The sequence below is a fragment of the Pseudomonas anguilliseptica genome, assembly GCF_900105355.1.
GTDB lineage: Bacteria > Pseudomonadota > Gammaproteobacteria > Pseudomonadales > Pseudomonadaceae > Aquipseudomonas > Aquipseudomonas anguilliseptica.
This window is the reverse complement of sequence record NZ_FNSC01000001.1, coordinates 626,908-642,846: the sequence shown is the minus strand read 5'-3', so window position 1 is coordinate 642,846 and position 15,939 is coordinate 626,908. Positions and strand designations below refer to the sequence as shown.

The window sequence follows — 15,939 nt, the reverse complement described above, 5'->3', positions numbered from 1 at the left end:
ATGGGCATTGATCTCTCGCTGATCTGGGCCGTGATCATCGCCTTCGGGGTGATGATGTATGTGGTCATGGACGGCTTCGACCTAGGCATTGGCATCCTCTTTCCCTTCGTCAAAAGCGAAGGTGAACGCGATGTGATGATGAACACCGTGGCGCCGGTCTGGGACGGTAACGAAACCTGGCTGGTGCTCGGTGGCGCGGCGCTGTTCGGGGCTTTTCCGCTGGCCTACGCGGTGGTGCTCAGCGCGCTGTACCTGCCGCTGATCTTTATGTTGCTGGGGCTGATCTTCCGCGGGGTGGCCTTCGAGTTCCGCTTCAAGGCCAAGGCCGCCAAACGGCATATCTGGGATAAGGCATTTATCGGCGGCTCACTAACCGCAACCTTCTTTCAGGGCGTGGCGCTGGGCGCTTATATCGACGGCTTCAAGGTGGTCGACCGGGTCTATGCCGGCGGCGCGCTGGACTGGCTGACGCCGTTCTCGCTGTTCTGCGGCCTGGCGCTGATTGCCGCCTACGCCTTGCTCGGCTGCACCTGGCTGATCATGAAGACCGAAGGCCGCTTGCAACAGCAGATGCACGACCTGGCGCGGCCGCTGGTGTTCGTCCTGCTCGGCGTCACCGGTATCGTCAGCCTGTGGACGCCGTTGGCGCATGCCGAGATCGCCGAGCGCTGGTTCAGCCTGCCGAATATCTTCTGGTTTATGCCGGTGCCGTTGCTGGTGCTGCTGTGCACCTGGGCGCTGCTGCGCGCAGTGGCACGCAACGCCAACTACTCACCGTTTCTGCTGACTCTGACGCTGATCTTCCTCGGCTACAGCGGTCTGGGTATCAGCCTGTGGCCGAATATCATCCCGCCGTCGATCAGCATCTGGGACGCCGCCGCACCGCCGCAGAGCCAGGGCTTTATCCTGGTCGGCGCGCTGTTCATCATCCCCTTTATCCTGATGTACACGGCCTGGAGCTATTACGTGTTCCGCGGCAAGGTTACTGAAGAAGACGGCTATCACTGAGGTTCTAGTTAGGTCTGCTGCGCGTCGGCCCTGCTGCGTTAAAAACAGGCTCGGAATGCTCATGTACAAAAGTACACTCCGCTTCCTCGCCTGTTTTTGCCTTGCAGGACTCTAGCTCGCAAGACCTCAGATCAGTTGTGAGGGCGCAAGATGAATGATGTAGATGAGAAAAAGCCGCTGTGGCAGCGGCTCGGCTGGGTGGTAGCGATCTGGGCCGGCAGCGTGCTGGCCCTGGGGGCGGTGTCCTATCTGCTGCGCCTGTTTATGCAAGCGGCGGGGATGGGCACGCCGTAATTGACGGTCGCATGTGGTCGACTTGATTGAGCGGGGTTGGCCGCGGAGCCACGCTGCGCGTCAATAGTGGCTCCGTGGTGAACGGCTGAGCGCCGTGCAGAATCAGGTCTCCGGGTGCCAATACCAGAACAACGCTATTTCTGCAGAGCTGGAGAGGGCGCCGCACAAGTGCAGGTCGAACCCGCCGAGGTGAAAGCCGAAGCGCTCGTAGAGCTTGCAGGCCCCCAGGTTGTTGCTCTGTGTCTCCAGCATGATGCCGACCAGCTGGCGGGCTCGGCACCAGTCCACGGCATGGTGGAGCAGGGCCGTCGCCACTCCCGCCCGGCGAAGGCTAAGGTCGACCTGGATGTTGTCGATGCGTGTGTAACCGTTCCAAGCCACGGATAGTTCTATCGCACCGGCCGGCTTGTCATCCACGCGGGCGATAAACAGTTCGCTATCATCGGCCTCATCGTCTCCCTCTTCGTCCTCGTAGGATTTCTGATAGGGCTCGACCGGGACGATGTTGTAGCCAAACCGACCATCGACGAAATACGGCTGCAGCTCTTGCGTCACGCTGAAGCTTGCGTTGAGGCACGCTGCGCTCAGTTCTTACTGCGTGGCTTTGCTGATGTTGATCATGGGTGATTCTCACCTGTGCTGGCGGCCGCAAACCGTCCTACGAATAACGGCACGCTTCTATTTGATCGCTTTAAGCACCACAAACTTCGGTGTGGCCGCCACCTGTTCGACGCCCCGGAACAGCCGTTTCAACTTGGCGTGGTAGCCCAGGTGGCGGTTGCCGACGATCCACAGTTCGCCGCCGGTTACCAGCGTAGCGCGGGCCTGTTGGAACATGCGCCAGGCAAGAAAGTCGCCGACCACCTGCTGCTGGTGAAAGGGCGGGTTGCACAACACCAGGTCCAGCGAATCAGCCGCCTGTTCGGCCAGGCCGTCGCCGGCGCGAATCTCGACCGGGCGCTGACCCAACGCCGCACGCCAGTTGTCCTCGGTCGATTGCACCGCCATATAGGACTCATCGACCAGCGTCAGCTCGGCCTGCGGGCTGCCCAGGGCATAGGCAATGCCGAGTACGCCGTTGCCGCAACCGAGGTCGGCCGCGCGCACGCGGCTGAGGTGTTTGGGCAAGTGCGGGAGAAAGGCGCGGGTGCCGATATCCAGGTCTTCACGGCAGAACACATTGGCGTGGTTAAGCAGCTCGATAGCGGGTTTTTCCAGGTTGTAGCGCGTCGGGTAGGGCGATACAGGTGCAGGCTTGGCTTCTGGGGTGGCAAACAGCAGGCGGGCTTTTTTAACCGCCAGCGAAGCCTGCACCGGGCCGATATATTTCTCCAACAGGTCACCGGCGGCGCGCGGCAGGTGTTTGATCATGGCCGCGGCAATCACCTGCGCGTTTGGGGCGAGCTGGCCGTGCAGGCGAATCAGTTGCTCCTCAAGCAGCGCCAGGGTCTTGGGGACGCGAATCAGCACCACGTCAAACGGCCCCTGAGCGACTGCACTGGCTGGGACAAACGTCACGGCATCGGCCGGCTGCTGGTTGCGCAGCAGATTGACTTGCAAGCCCAGGTGGCCGAGGTGTGAGTCGCCACTACTGGTCACCTGCGCCTGCCCAGCCAGGCTAATGGCCAGGGCGCCGAAGCTGTCATTCAGCACCAATACCCGCGCACCGTTCGGCAGCCCTTGCTCATGCAGATGGTTGAGCAGGTATTCGTCGGCGGCATCGAAGGCCTGCAGCGGTTCGTTGGGCTGGTCGGGTTGGCGAAGCAGGTCGAGTTGGGCGAACGGAGTGCTGAACACAGGCATGGAAAACTCGGGTGGCAGGCCGCAAGGGCGCGATAGAAAGTGCAGTTGGTCGCTATTGTCGGTGCAAGTGCCGGAAAAGTCTCGGAACTGAGAGCTAGTTCAGCAAATCACAAAGGGCAAGGGTGCACTGTTGTTCAAGAAGCTGGTGGAAGAGCGCCTGGCCGGTCAGGTGGCGGTTGAGGTCTACCCGAACTCGACGCTGTTTGGTGATGGCGATGAGATCACCGCGCTGCGCGAGGGCAAGGTGCAGATGCTGGCCCCTTCGCTGTCCAAGTTCGAGGCGTATACCAAGCAATTGCAGGTGTTCGACCTGCCGTTTCTGTTCGATGACCTGGAGGCGGTCAAGCGCTTCCAGACGCGTGACAAAAGCCGCGAGCTGCTGCACGCCATGTCCAACCAGGGCATCTATGGCCTGGCCTACTGGAACAACGGCATGAAGCAGCTGACCTCCAGCCGCGAGCTGCGCAAGCCCGAGGATGCCAAGGATCTGGCCTTCCGTATCCAGCCCTCGTCGGTGTTGCAGGCACAGTTTGGCCAGCTCGGCGCCAAGACCGTGAAGATGCCGTTCGCCGAGGCGTTCAAGGCGCTGCAGGCTGGCACCATCCAGGGCACCGAAGGCCCCTGGTCGAACATTGCCAGCCAGAAGGTCGACACGGTGCAGCCGTTTATCAGCGAGCTCAACCACGGCTCGCTGAGCTATATGCTGATCAGCAGCAAGGAGTTCTGGACCAGCATCCCCTACAAGACCCGCACCGAGCTGGAAGCGATCATCGATGAAGTGTCCTTCGCGGTGAACAAGGATGCCGAAACGCTGAACAACAATGATCGCGAGCGCATCATCGCCGCCGGCAATGCCCAAGTGGTCACCCTTACGGCCGATGAGCGTGCCGCCTGGCGCACGGCGCTAAGCCCGCTGTGGAAGACCTACGAAGCGGAAATCGGCGCTGATGTGCTACGTGCTGCGCAGGCAGTCAACCGCCGCTAACAGGTCGTTGAAAAACTACCTGCGTTGGCAATACGGCGTTTAAAACGGCCTCGGAATGCTCATTTACAGCCAGTAAACTCCGCTTCCTCGGCCGTTTTTGCCTTGTCTTGCCTGCCTCGCCTACGTTTTCAACAACCTGTTAAATGATAGCCCCCAGGTTTTGCCGGTGTTTGTTCGACCGGCGTTGCGCCACACTGGGTTTATGCAGTCCGCGTAAACCCGGTGTTCGCATGACCAGTGACGACAAGTTCACCCAGCAAACCCTGACCGCTATTCAGGTCTGGTCGCCCAGCCTGTTCAGTCTGCACTGTACGCGTGATCCGGGCTTTCGCTTCCGGGCCGGGCAGTTCGCCCGTCTCGGCGTAGCCAAGGCCGATGGAGCGGTGGTCTGGCGGGCCTATTCGATGGTCTCGGCGCCCCATGACGAGTTTCTCGAGTTCTTCTCCATCGTTGTGCCGGATGGTGAGTTCACCTCCGAGCTGAGTCGGCTGCAGGTCGGCGACAGCCTGTTGGTAGAAAAACAGGCACTGGGCTTTCTCACCCTCGATCGCTTTGCCGATGGCCGTGACCTCTGGCTGCTGGCCAGTGGTACGGGGCTCGCGCCGTTTCTGTCGATTCTGCAGGGCTTGGAGGTGTGGCAGCGTTTTCAGCGCGTGGTGCTGGTGTACAGCGCGCGCACGGCTAGCGAGCTGGCCTATCAGCCGCTGATTCGCGGGCTGATGCAGCAGGAGCATTTGCAGGAATACGCCGAGAGCTTTGTCTATCTGCCGCTGGTCACTCGCGAGCAGGTGCCCGGTTGTTTGCATGGGCGCATCACCAGCTTGCTGGACAGTGGCGGGCTGGAGCGGGCGGCGGGGCTGAGCCTGGAACCTGAGCATTCGCGGCTGATGATCTGCGGCAACCCGCAGATGATCGATGACACCCGCGCGCTGCTGAAACAGCGTGACCTGCAGCTCAGTCTGACCCGCCGTCCGGGGCAGGTGGCGGTGGAGAACTACTGGTAGGGATTGTTGCACCAAACAAAAGGCACCCGAGGGTGCCTTTATTCGTTATTGCCGGGCGCTACTCCTTGGCTTGCTGCGCCTTGAGCAAATCGCGGATCTCGCTGAGCAGTTCCTGATCCTTTGTCGGTGGAGCGGGGGCTGCGGGCGCCGCTTCTTCTTCGCGCTTGAGTTTGTTGAGCACCTTGATGCCCATAAAGATGGCGAATGCGACGATCAGGAAGTCGAGCACGGTCTGGATAACCTTGCCGTAGGCCAACACCACAGCAGGCAGATCGCCTTCGGCAGCCTTCAGGGTGATGGCCAGGTCAGTGAAGTCCACACCGCCAATCAGCACGCCCAGCGGTGGCATTACCACGTCACCGACAAAGGACGAGACGATCTTGCCGAAGGCCGCGCCGATGATGATGCCCACGGCCATGTCGACCACATTGCCTTTGACGGCAAAGGCTTTGAATTCACTGAGTATGCTCATGCTGCGTTCCCTGGTAGGTGAGGTTGCGCTGAGTGTAATCCAGTGCGCGCCGCTTGCCAGCTACTTCTCAGGCCGGGTAGTGAGCCTCGGGCAGCGACTCGAACCCCGGTTTGGCCAGCAGGTAACCCTGAAACAGCTCCACGCCCATGTCGCGCAATGCATGCAATTCGCCGAGGCTTTCGATGCCTTCGGCAATTACCCGGATATTCAGTTTGCGGCACATCCGCAGGGCGGCTTCGACCAGAATCTGCCGCACGCTGTCCTGCTCGATATCGCGTATCAGCGGCATGTCCAGTTTGATCAGGTCAGGCTGAAAGTCGGCCAGCAGATTGAGGCCGGCATAGCCTGCGCCGAAGTCATCGATGGCGGTCATAAAGCCCTGCTTGCGGTAAGCGCGCAGGATGCCGGTGAGGTGGTCGACGTCCAGTACCGGCTCCTGTTCGGTGACCTCGAAAATGATTCGCCGCAGCGGGAAGTTGAAGCGCTTGGCCGCCGCCAGCGTGGCGCGGATGCAGGTCTCGGGTTTGTACACCGCGTTGGGCATAAAGTTGATCGAAACCATGGCCGGTACCTGCAGCTTGGCCGCCCATTCCAGGGCGGTAACCCGGCAGGCCTGATCGAACGTGTAGAGGTTGTCTGCGGTGAGCTGGCTCAGCAGGCTGCCGGTGGATTCACCGGCTGTGCCGCGCACCAGCGCTTCGTGGGCGAATATAGTCCCGGTGCTCAGGTTGATAATGGGCTGAAAGGCCATGCTGATGGGAAAGTCCAGGCCCTGGCCATCACGGCATGCCGAACATCCTGATGTTGTACTCATAACCCGTTCCCGTTGATGGCGTTTGAAGCTTGGGCAACGCTAGCAGAAGTCGCCTGAGGCCCGTGTTGCAAGGCGTTTCGGCAGAGCCGGCGCGACTGGGCTAGGCTCAAATGAAGGCCCGCCATGAGGATGCCGTTATGCCACTGGAACATCACCCGCTGCACCGCGAGTTTCCCGAGTTCAAGACGCAGCTGCACGCCTTGTTGTCCAGTGATGGGCATTTCGCCCGGTTGGCCGAGGAGTATGAAGAACTCGACAAGCGTATCTATGAGGCGGAAAGCGGTCGGGTGGCCATGGATGAGATGTTGCTGCTGGGCCTGAAGATGCAGCGCGTTAGCCTCAAGGATGAATTGGCCGGCTTGCTGGGCCGCACGCCATAGCGTGATGGGCTTGATCCGGGTCAAGTGCTGGTCCCGGCTCAGGGGATAGTCTGCAGGCAATGACTATCCCAGAGGAATGCCCGCATGCATGTTGAACACCATCCGTTGATCAAGGACTTCCCCGAACTGCGTGGCGCGCTGCATGAGTTGCGCCAGGGCGATGCTGACTTCGCCCGCCTGGCTGACATCTACGAAAGCCTGGATAAGCGTATCTGCCGGATCGAGGCGGGCAGCGAGCTGCTGGCTGATGCTGCGCTGCTTGTCCTCAAGCAGGAGCGTGTCGGCATCAAGGATGATCTCGCGCGCCGGTTAAAACGCGCTGCCGGGCAGTGTTGTGGCTGTGGTAACGGTTGCAAGGGATAGCTGCATGGGACTGTAAATATATCCAGTTATTTCGTATGATCCGGGCTCAGCGTTTATAGGAGTCCGGCATGGCCAAGGCCAAGCGCATGTATGGCTGCAGCGAGTGCGGCGCCACCTTCCCGAAATGGGCCGGCCAGTGCGGCGAGTGCGGCGCCTGGAATACCCTGGTCGAAACCCTGCTCGAAGCCAATGCGGCCACCCCCAGTGGCCGCGCGGGTTGGGCCGGCGAGCAGGCGCAGCTTAAGACCCTGGCCGAGGTCAGCGTCGAGGAAGTGCCGCGTTTCTCCACCGCCTCTGGCGAGCTGGATCGCGTGCTCGGCGGCGGCCTGGTGGACGGTTCGGTGGTGCTGATCGGCGGCGACCCCGGCATCGGTAAATCGACCATCCTCCTGCAGACCCTCTGCAATATCGCCACGCGCTTTCCCGCGCTGTATGTCACCGGTGAGGAATCCCAGCAACAGGTGGCCATGCGCGCCCGCCGCCTGGGTTTGCCGGAAGACAAGCTCAAGGTCATGACCGAAACCTGCATCGAAAGCATCATCGCCACTGCGCGCCTGGAAAAGCCAAAGGTGATGGTGATCGACTCGATCCAGACCATCTTTACCGAACAGCTGCAGTCGGCCCCTGGCGGCGTCGCCCAGGTGCGCGAAAGTGCGGCGCTGCTGGTGCGGTTTGCCAAGCAGAGCGGTACGGCGATCTTCCTGGTCGGCCATGTGACCAAGGAGGGCGCGCTGGCCGGCCCGCGCGTGCTCGAACATATGGTCGATACCGTGCTGTATTTCGAGGGTGAGTCCGACGGTCGCCTGCGTTTGCTGCGCGCGGTAAAGAACCGCTTTGGTGCGATCAACGAACTGGGTGTGTTCGGCATGACCGACAAGGGCCTGAAAGAGGTCACCAACCCCTCGGCGATCTTTCTTACCCGCGCCCAGGAAGAAGTCCCCGGCAGTGTGGTGATGGCCACCTGGGAAGGCACCCGGCCGATGCTGGTGGAAGTGCAGGCGCTGGTCGACACCAGCCATATGGCCAATCCGCGCCGTGTCACCCTGGGCCTGGATCAGAACCGCCTGGCCATGCTTCTGGCCGTGCTGCATCGGCATGGCGGCATCCCGACCTATGATCAGGACGTGTTCCTCAACGTGGTCGGCGGGGTCAAGGTGCTGGAAACCGCATCGGACCTGGCGCTGATGGCGGCGGTGATTTCCAGCCTGCGCAACAAGCCATTGCCGCATGACCTGCTGGTGTTTGGCGAGGTCGGGCTGTCTGGCGAGATTCGCCCCGTGCCCAGTGGTCAGGAGCGTTTGAAGGAGGCGGCCAAGCACGGCTTCAAGCGCGCCATCGTGCCCAAGGGTAATGCGCCGAAAGATCCGCCGCCGGGGCTGCAGGTGATTGCCGTCACGCGCCTGGAGCAAGCGCTGGATGCGTTGTTCGAGTAAGAACCTGTTTACGATCTACTGCGCGTCGGCCATCCGGCGTTAAAAACAGCCTCGGAATGCTCATTTACAGCTCGTAAACTGCGCTTCCTCGGCTGTTTTTGCCTTGTCTGGCTCTAGCTCGCGAAATCGTAAACACGTTCTAAATCCGCGCAGGCAGGATGAAAAAAGGAGGCCGAGGCCTCCTTTTTTATTCGTCTTCGCCGAGGGCGGCGAGTTCGCGTTCCAGCAGGCTGTCATCGCCGAGGTTGAGTTCCACCAGGCGGCGCAGGTGACTGATCGAGTCGAGGTCGATATGCCGGCAAACAAAGCCGAGTAGATCCGACTGGGTGCGGGTCAGTACCACTTCCATGAGCACGCGGGTGTCGTCGGCCAGTTGGATATTGGCCTCGAATGGCTGATTAGGGTCGCCATTCCAGCCATTGGGACGCTTGATCAGCAGGCCTTTCAGCGATACGTCATGCAATTCGACCGCCCAACGCCGTTCCCCTTGCACTATCTCGGTGGGGGCGTCGAAAGCGATGCGGTGAAAGCGCCGACGCTCATTGGCTGTTTCGCTCATGCAAAGAAACTCCTGCGAGGTTTTATCCACTATAGCCAAGGCTGCTGATGATGGCTTGGTTTTATCTGTGCTGAGGGTGGCGCGGCAGATATAAAAAAGCCCGCCAGGAGGCGGGCTTTTTAGCAGCAGTTGCTGATTAGTTGCCGTAAACCGGGAACTTGGCGCAGACCGCTTTGACTTGCTCGCGCACGCGCGCTTCAACAGCGTCGTTGCCCAGGTTGGCGAGGATCTCGCAGATCCAGCCTGCCAGCGCGCGGCACTCGTCTTCCTTGAAGCCGCGAGTGGTCACGGCTGGGGTGCCGATACGCAGGCCGGAGGTGACGAACGGCGAACGTGGGTCGTTCGGCACGCTGTTCTTGTTCACGGTGATAAAGGCGCGGCCCAGGGCGGCGTCGGCGTCTTTACCGGTGATGTCCTGCTTGATCAGGCTGAGCAGGAACAGGTGGTTTTCAGTACCGCCGGACACCACGTCGTAGCCGTTTTCGATAAACACGCTGGCCATGGCCTGGGCGTTCTTGATCACTTGCTGCTGGTAGGCCTTGAACTCAGGCTGCAGGGCTTCTTTGAAGCACACGGCCTTGGCGGCGATTACGTGCTCCAGCGGGCCGCCTTGGCCGCCTGGGAATACTGCGGAGTTGAATTTCTTCTCCAGCGCTTCGTTTGCGCGGGCGAGGATCAGGCCGCCGCGTGGGCCGCGCAGGGTTTTGTGTGTGGTGGTGGTGACCACGTCGGCGAATGGCACCGGGTTCGGGTACACGCCCGCAGCAACCAGACCGGCCACGTGGGCCATGTCAACGAACAGGTAGGCACCGACTTTGTCGGCGATGGCGCGGAAACGTGGGAAGTCCAGCACCTGCGAGTAGGCGCTGAAGCCGGCGATGATCATCTTCGGCTTGTGCTCAACGGCCAGGCGCTCGACTTCGTCGTAGTCAATCAGGCCGGCATCGGTGATGCCGTACTGCACGGCGTTGTACATCTTGCCGGAGAAGCTGACGCTGGCGCCGTGGGTCAGGTGGCCGCCGTGGGCCAGGCTCATGCCCAGTACGGTGTCACCGGCTTCCAGCAGAGCCATATACACGGAGCTGTTGGCTTGCGAACCGGAGTGCGGCTGAACGTTGGCGTAGTCGGCACCGAACAGTTCCTTGGCACGGTCGATGGCCAGCTGCTCGACGATGTCGACGTATTCGCAACCGCCGTAGTAACGCTTGCCTGGATAGCCTTCGGCGTACTTATTGGTCAGTACCGAGCCTTGGGCTTCCATCACCGCTGGGCTGGTGTAGTTCTCCGAGGCGATCAGCTCGATGTGATGTTCCTGGCGCTGGGCTTCTTGCTCCATCGCGGCAAACAATTCGGCGTCATAACGGGCGATAGTCAAATCACGGCTGAACATAGCATTCCCCTGAGAAAATCAGCTGGGCGGTAGAAAGAGGGGGCGAATTCTACCTCATCCGCACTAAACAGGCATATGAAGCGTGGTCATCTGACGGACAAGCGGGGCTCATGCACGCCGACGATTCAGCTCAGCATAAACAGCGCGGTGCCGGTAAACAGCGCGGTGAACTGGTGGGCCGGCATTGGTCTGCCGAGCAGGAAGCCCTGCACTTCGTCGCAGTCGTGGCCGCGCAGGAAGTCCAGCTGAGCCAGGGTTTCCACGCCTTCGGCGATTACCGTGAGGTTCAGGCTGTGGGCCATGGCGATGATCGCCCGGGCAATCTGCCCGTCCTGCTCGCCGTGGGGCAGGACGTCGACAAAACTGCGGTCGATCTTCAGCACGTCGATGGGAAACTGCTTGAGGTAGTTCAGTGAGCTGTAACCGGTGCCGAAGTCGTCGATGGCGATAAACACGCCGAGTTTCTTCAGGCTGCTGAGCGTCTGCATGGCGTTGGCCACGTCTTCCATCAGAATGCTTTCGGTCAGCTCCAGCTCCAGGCAGCCGGCGGGAATACCGCTGTGCTGGAGAATCTCGGCGATGCGCTGATCGAGGTCGCCTTCGGCAAACTGCCGGGCCGAGAGGTTGACCGAAATCTTCGGTACGCGAATCTTCGCCCCGTGCCATTCGGCCAGTTGCCGGCAGGACTCGCGCAGCACCCAGTCGCCGACCTGGACCACCAGGCCCAACTCTTCGAGCACCGGAATAAAGTCATTCGGCGGCACTAGGCCGCGCTGCGGATGCTGCCAGCGCAGCAGCGCTTCGGCTCCAGTCAGGCGTTTACCGTCGCCGGAGAACTGCGGCTGGTAATACAGCTTGAACTCGCCCTGTTCGAGGGCGTGGCGCAGGTCGCTTTCCAGCTCCAGGCGCTGCAGGGCGCAGGCGTTCATGTCGGCCTGGTAGAACTGGAAGTTGTTCTTGCCGCGTTCTTTGGCGTGGTACATCGCCGTGTCGGCGTTCTTCATCAGCTGGCTCAGCTCGTTGCCATCCTGCGGGCTGAGGGCGATACCGATACTGGCGGTGACGAAGAACTCGCGGCCTTCGAGAATAAACGGTTGCGCCAGGCTGGCGAGAATCTGCTCGCCGACATGGATCGCGCGGGTCAGCGCACCTTCGCGCTGGGCCTGGGATTGCAGCAGCAGGGTGAACTCATCACCCCCCATGCGCGCCACGGTGTCGTCACTGTCCACGCAGGCGCACAGACGCACCGCGACTTCCTTGAGCATGCGGTCGCCGGCGGCGTGGCCGAGCGAATCGTTGATCGGCTTGAAGCGGTCGAGGTCGAGGAACATCAGCACCACCCACTCCTGGTGCCGCTCGCCATGCTGCAGGGCACTGTGCAGGCGGTCCTGGAACAGCGTGCGGTTGGGCAGTTGGGTCAGGGCGTCGTAGTAGGCCAGGCGGTGGATACGCTGTTCACTGGCCTTGCGCTCGCTGATGTCGCTGAAGAAGCACACGTAACTGACCAGGTCGCCTTCATCGTCCTTGACTGCGGTGATGCCGACCCAGGCCGGGAACTTCTCGCCGCTTCTGCGCTTGAGCCACACCTCGCCTTCCCAGCTGCCCTGCTGGTTGAGCTGTTTGATCACATAGGCCAGGTGGCTGGCCTGCTGGGTGTCGGCGGTAAGCATGCTCGGCAGCTGGTCGAGAATCTGCTTGGAGCTGTAGCCGCTGACCCGGCTGAAGGCATTGTTGACCTGAACGATATAGCCGGCCGGATCGGTGACCAGAATCGCCGCGGTGGAGTGTTCGAATACCGTGGCGGCCATGCGCAGGTCTTTCTCCGCGCGGCGCTGCAGGCTGATGTCGCGGCCGACACCGAGCAGGCCTTCGAAGCGCCCACTGTCATCCCACATTGGTACCAGGCGCAGTTCCACCGGAATCTTCTGGCCGTCGGCTCGCAGTGCATCGAAGACGAACAGCTGCGGTAGAAACTCGGCGCGCAGCTCGGCCAGCCGCTGCGGGTCGCCAAGGGCGTTACGCACACGGTCGAGCAGGGCGTAGAAGCCGCTCAGCTGACGTGGGTTGGTGGCCAGGCTCTGGAAGCCGTTGGTCAGCGCCCACTCGCTGTCATAACCAAGCACTGGCATCACCGACGGTCTGACATAGTTGAGCTGCAGCTGGGCATCGGTGGAGAAGATCACGTCGCTGATGCTTTCCGCCAGCAGGCGATAGCGCTGCTCGCTGGTGCGCAGGGATTCGCTGTGGGTGATCTGGTCGGTGATGTCCTTGGCCACGCCGATCAGCCGACTGACCCGGCCTTTGGCATCGCGCGAGAGGGCCTGCTCGCGGATATCGAACCAGTGCCAGCTGCCATCGCGGTGTCGCCAGCGCAGCTCGAACTGCATCAGCAGGCCGTTGCCCTGTACCTGCTGGATATTGCGCATGCGCTGGTACAGCTCGACATCATCGGGGTGCAGGATTTTCTCCCACAGGCGCTCGCCGAGCTGTTGTATTTCCGCCTTGCTATAGCCCAGCTGAGGGCCGAGGTGGTTGTTGCTGTACATCACCCGCTTGCCGGCGATGTCGTGCACATAGATGGTGTCGGGCACCGCGCTGACCACATCGGACCAGAAGCGCTCGCGTTCAATCAGCGAGGTTTCAATGCGCTTGCGGTTGGTGATGTCGCTGATGCTGAGGGTCACGGCCTGCAGGTCGTCGATGCTTTCCGGCAAGCGCAACAATAGCCACAGATGCCGCTCATAGCCCTGCGGGGTAAGGATCTGGCGTTCCATTTCCAGCTGACCGCTACCGCTGAGCAGGGCGCTGATTAGCTGCATGCGAAAGCCATCCGGGCGCAGTGGGCCGCTGTTGAACAGATACTGCCAAGCCTGCTGGTTGGAGTCGACGCCGAGCAGTTGCAGGGCCACCTGGTTGGTCTCGGTCAGGCGCAGGCGCTGGCAGAGTTCGCTGTGGTGCTGCGGGTCTTCGTCCAGCCAGCGTTGCAGGCTGGTCATGCTGCGCAGTTGCTGCTGTTGCAGATAGCGCTGCAGCTCGGCCAGGTCGAGTACACAGAGGGCCGTGCCGGTGCCGTCAAAGATGTCCTGGTAGCGTCGGCGGGTTTCCTGTAGCACGTGCGAGGCGTGCTGTTCTTCGGTGACATCGCGCAGCACCCAGACAAAACCGGTGCGTTTGTTGTCTTCGCTCAAGTCGCTGCGGCTGATGTCGTACAGGTGCGCCACACCGTTCTGCTGGATCTCCACCAGGTCAGGGCCGAGGTCGTTGTGCAGGGCAGTGTCGTGCAGCAGCAGCGGGTCGAGACGCGGCAGCAGTTTGAGCAGGTGCCAGTCGTGCGCCTCGTTGTTGCTCAGGCCGAACATCGCTTCGGCCTGCGGGTTGAGGTATTGCAGCTGGCCGTTGCTGTCGGTGACCAGTACACGTTCTTCGATGGCGCCGAGTACGCTGGCGGCCTGCTGCAATGAGCGCCGTGAGGCGGTATTCAGTGCGTGCAGGTTGCGTTGCTCGTTCAGCAGGCGATACAGCGCCAGCAGCGTCAGGGTGGCGCAGAGGATAAACAGCAGCAGCTTGCTGGCCTGTTGCGGCAATTGCTGGGCGCGCACCTTGCGCTCATTGAACAGCGCGCGCAGCTGCCAGTCGCTGCCCTTGAGCGGGGTTTGCAGCAGGCTCTGGTCGAGGTTCTCGGCGGTAACCGGGGGCGCCACCGAGGAGCCGCTGAGCGTCTGGGGCATGTTGCTGGCAATCACCCGCTGCACGTTGCGATCTTCCAGTTGCCACTGATGTGGACTTTGGTGGTGTTCATGCAGCCAGCTGGTCAGCGCCTGATTGGTCAGGCGCAGCACCCAGAAGCCGCTGGCGGCGCTGTCGGGGTTATGCCGCAGCAGCAGGTAGATACGACCGTTGTCGTTGGCACTGAAGGTGTAGAAGAAACTGTCGCTGCGCCCGCGCGCCAGCAATTCGCCGAGGTACAGCGCGTCTTCGGTGGGGGCGTGGCTGTCGGCAATAATTCGGCCTTGGCCATTTATCCAGGCCAGGCTGCGCAGGGTCGGGAACACGCCGCGCAGGGTGTGCAGCAGCTCTTCCAACTCATTCGGGTTGCTTGGCGGCAACACATGAGGTTGCAACAGGGCCTGACCAGCGCTGGCCTTGAGCACCATGTTCAGGCTCAAGTGGTTGGCCAGCTGCGAGCTGTAGGCCAGGCCGAGCTGGCGCTGGTTGTCGAGCAACTGCTGAGACTCCTGGCGCAGCTGCCAGAGCAGCAACACCAGCATGCTCAGCACCAGTATCACCAGCGCGCCACGGGTCGGCCCACGCATCGCCTCAGCCGGCGGAGCGCCAGGTGTACGCGGTGTGGTTGGGGGCGTGACTGTTGGCAACGACTTACATCCTGGGGGCTTAGCGGCGATGAGCTGGTCCCTGGGGTGCGCAGAATGGCCGGCAGGCAGGGGGCGGCTAGCATGCCATGATCGTGGCAAAGTGCCAGCGCCGCCGACGAGCGTCGTTTGCCCTGTCCGGCGCATTCCGGCAGCTTTGCCGCGCGCGCGCGACTGTGCAAACGACGCTGTGCAGGTAGCGCCTGGCGGCTCCGTCCCCGCCGTGTGGCCTCAGGCTGTACGCATCAGTTGGCGGCTTCTCTTTCGTTTCAACCCAGCACCAAGGTCATCATGGCTCAATACGCCTATCTGCCCTATTAGCTTTTAGTCATGTTTTGCGATCTGCAGTCGAACTCTCGTGGTCACTGGCTTTACAGCCTATACAGTATGTTTTTTCTCTCAATTCTGTGTCAGAGCAGAGCTTTTAGTTAGCTTTTGCTGATTTTGGGTCAAATTTAGGCTTCAAAACTTAACTTTTTCGAAGTGTTCCTGTGACCACTTCTTGCCAGGTATCGCCCGCAGATTTCCTCTGATGAGGCAGCAAATAAAGTTCTTCTTGTAGAGGAGACTCATTACTTCTCAACTAGGCTCAGTCAATCTGGCAATTACACGGACTGCGGCATGCCGTTTGTGACAACTGTCTATTCATCACAGGGGTGATTATGCGCAAGAAGACTGTATGGATACCGCTATTGGCCGCAGGCATAACCTTACTCACCCCCATTGTCCACGCTGCCCCCAATGCCGGCGCCGGATTACGCCAGTTGCAGGATGAAACGCAACAGCGCCTGCGCCAGTCGCCAACTACTGAAACCAGCAGTGAAGTGCAAACGTTAAGCCCTTCACAAGCCGCCGCTGCCTTTAGTGACAGCCAAATAATGGTGGAAGGCTTTTCCATAGCGGGCGTAAGTCTGTTCAGCGAAGCAGAACTGCGCGAAGTGCTCAGTCCATTCAGTGGCCAAGTGCTTAAGGATCCTCTGAAGTAGCCATGCATTTCTGGCTGACGTCAGCCTCTGCTGATTTCGAAAGTGATAAATCGATCAAAAACGATCAGATTACCGGCT

Annotated in this window: 14 protein-coding genes and 1 pseudogene; 8 read left to right on the top strand and 7 right to left on the bottom strand. The window is 61.0% G+C overall.

Annotated features, from left to right (window positions below; genetic code table 11):
* Complete coding sequence (gene cydB, locus BLW24_RS03140) at positions 1-1,008, top strand: cytochrome d ubiquinol oxidase subunit II (protein ID WP_090376579.1); 1,008 nt, start codon at positions 1-3, stop codon at positions 1,006-1,008.
* 150 nt (positions 1,009-1,158) lie between these two features.
* On the top strand, positions 1,159-1,302 hold the full coding sequence (locus BLW24_RS03135; RefSeq protein ID WP_090376577.1) for a DUF2474 domain-containing protein: 144 nt from the start codon (positions 1,159-1,161) through the stop codon (positions 1,300-1,302).
* A 102-nt stretch (positions 1,303-1,404) separates the two neighbouring features.
* Here BLW24_RS03135 and BLW24_RS03130 read toward each other — a convergent pair whose 3' ends face one another.
* Together BLW24_RS03130 and BLW24_RS03125 are read right to left on the bottom strand one after the other, a co-directional pair.
* Positions 1,405-1,857 carry a GNAT family N-acetyltransferase gene (locus BLW24_RS03130; RefSeq protein WP_167360315.1) on the bottom strand — a complete coding sequence of 151 codons (453 nt, stop codon included), beginning with the start codon at positions 1,855-1,857 and terminating at the stop codon, positions 1,405-1,407.
* Between the two features lie 123 nt (positions 1,858-1,980).
* A complete protein-coding gene (locus BLW24_RS03125; protein ID WP_090376572.1) occupies positions 1,981-3,105 on the bottom strand; it encodes a methyltransferase in 1,125 nt (374 codons plus the stop codon).
* A gap of 112 nt (positions 3,106-3,217) precedes the next feature.
* Between BLW24_RS03125 and BLW24_RS03120 the strand changes: the two are divergent.
* Positions 3,218-4,090 (top strand): annotated as a pseudogene (locus BLW24_RS03120) (DctP family TRAP transporter solute-binding subunit); the annotation flags it as partial.
* Between the two features lie 230 nt (positions 4,091-4,320).
* Positions 4,321-5,094 carry a ferredoxin--NADP reductase gene (locus BLW24_RS03115; RefSeq protein WP_090376564.1) on the top strand — a complete coding sequence of 258 codons (774 nt, stop codon included), beginning with the start codon at positions 4,321-4,323 and terminating at the stop codon, positions 5,092-5,094.
* Between the two features lie 58 nt (positions 5,095-5,152).
* Here the strand turns inward: BLW24_RS03115 and mscL are convergent, their stop codons facing one another.
* Both mscL and BLW24_RS03105 read right to left on the bottom strand, forming a co-directional pair.
* On the bottom strand, positions 5,153-5,566 hold the full coding sequence (mscL, locus tag BLW24_RS03110; protein WP_090376561.1) for a large-conductance mechanosensitive channel protein MscL: 414 nt from the start codon (positions 5,564-5,566) through the stop codon (positions 5,153-5,155).
* Positions 5,567-5,633: 67 nt separating this feature from the next.
* Entirely contained in the window at positions 5,634-6,380 is a 747-nt protein-coding gene (locus tag BLW24_RS03105) for an EAL domain-containing protein (protein WP_090376558.1), read from the bottom strand.
* A 137-nt stretch (positions 6,381-6,517) separates the two neighbouring features.
* On the opposite strand from BLW24_RS03105, the gene BLW24_RS03100 reads away from it, so the two are divergent.
* The 3 genes from BLW24_RS03100 to radA all read left to right on the top strand — a co-directional run bounded on the left by BLW24_RS03100 (position 6,518) and on the right by radA (position 8,556).
* Positions 6,518-6,760 carry an HP1242/YdcH family protein gene (locus BLW24_RS03100; RefSeq protein WP_090387613.1) on the top strand — a complete coding sequence of 81 codons (243 nt, stop codon included), beginning with the start codon at positions 6,518-6,520 and terminating at the stop codon, positions 6,758-6,760.
* Between the two features lie 84 nt (positions 6,761-6,844).
* Positions 6,845-7,123, top strand: a complete 279-nt coding sequence (locus BLW24_RS03095) for an HP1242/YdcH family protein (protein ID WP_090376555.1) — start codon at positions 6,845-6,847, stop codon at positions 7,121-7,123.
* Positions 7,124-7,191: 68 nt separating this feature from the next.
* Positions 7,192-8,556 (top strand): DNA repair protein RadA, encoded by a 1,365-nt coding sequence (gene radA, locus BLW24_RS03090; RefSeq protein WP_090376552.1) that lies wholly within the window; start codon positions 7,192-7,194, stop codon positions 8,554-8,556.
* Positions 8,557-8,743: 187 nt separating this feature from the next.
* Here radA and BLW24_RS03085 read toward each other — a convergent pair whose 3' ends face one another.
* The 3 genes from BLW24_RS03085 to BLW24_RS03075 all read right to left on the bottom strand — a co-directional run bounded on the left by BLW24_RS03085 (position 8,744) and on the right by BLW24_RS03075 (position 14,818).
* On the bottom strand, positions 8,744-9,115 hold the full coding sequence (locus BLW24_RS03085) for a PilZ domain-containing protein (protein ID WP_090376549.1): 372 nt from the start codon (positions 9,113-9,115) through the stop codon (positions 8,744-8,746).
* A gap of 136 nt (positions 9,116-9,251) precedes the next feature.
* Positions 9,252-10,505 carry a serine hydroxymethyltransferase gene (gene glyA / locus BLW24_RS03080; protein ID WP_090376546.1) on the bottom strand — a complete coding sequence of 418 codons (1,254 nt, stop codon included), beginning with the start codon at positions 10,503-10,505 and terminating at the stop codon, positions 9,252-9,254.
* 125 nt (positions 10,506-10,630) lie between these two features.
* Positions 10,631-14,818: a sensor domain-containing protein gene (locus BLW24_RS03075; RefSeq protein ID WP_090376543.1), complete on the bottom strand. Its 4,188-nt coding sequence runs from the start codon at positions 14,816-14,818 to the stop codon at positions 10,631-10,633.
* 719 nt (positions 14,819-15,537) lie between these two features.
* Here BLW24_RS03075 and BLW24_RS03070 point away from each other — a divergent pair.
* Positions 15,538-15,861, top strand: coding sequence for a hypothetical protein (locus tag BLW24_RS03070; RefSeq protein ID WP_139272631.1), 324 nt, complete (start codon positions 15,538-15,540; stop codon positions 15,859-15,861).
* The last annotated feature ends 78 nt before the right edge of the window (positions 15,862-15,939 follow it).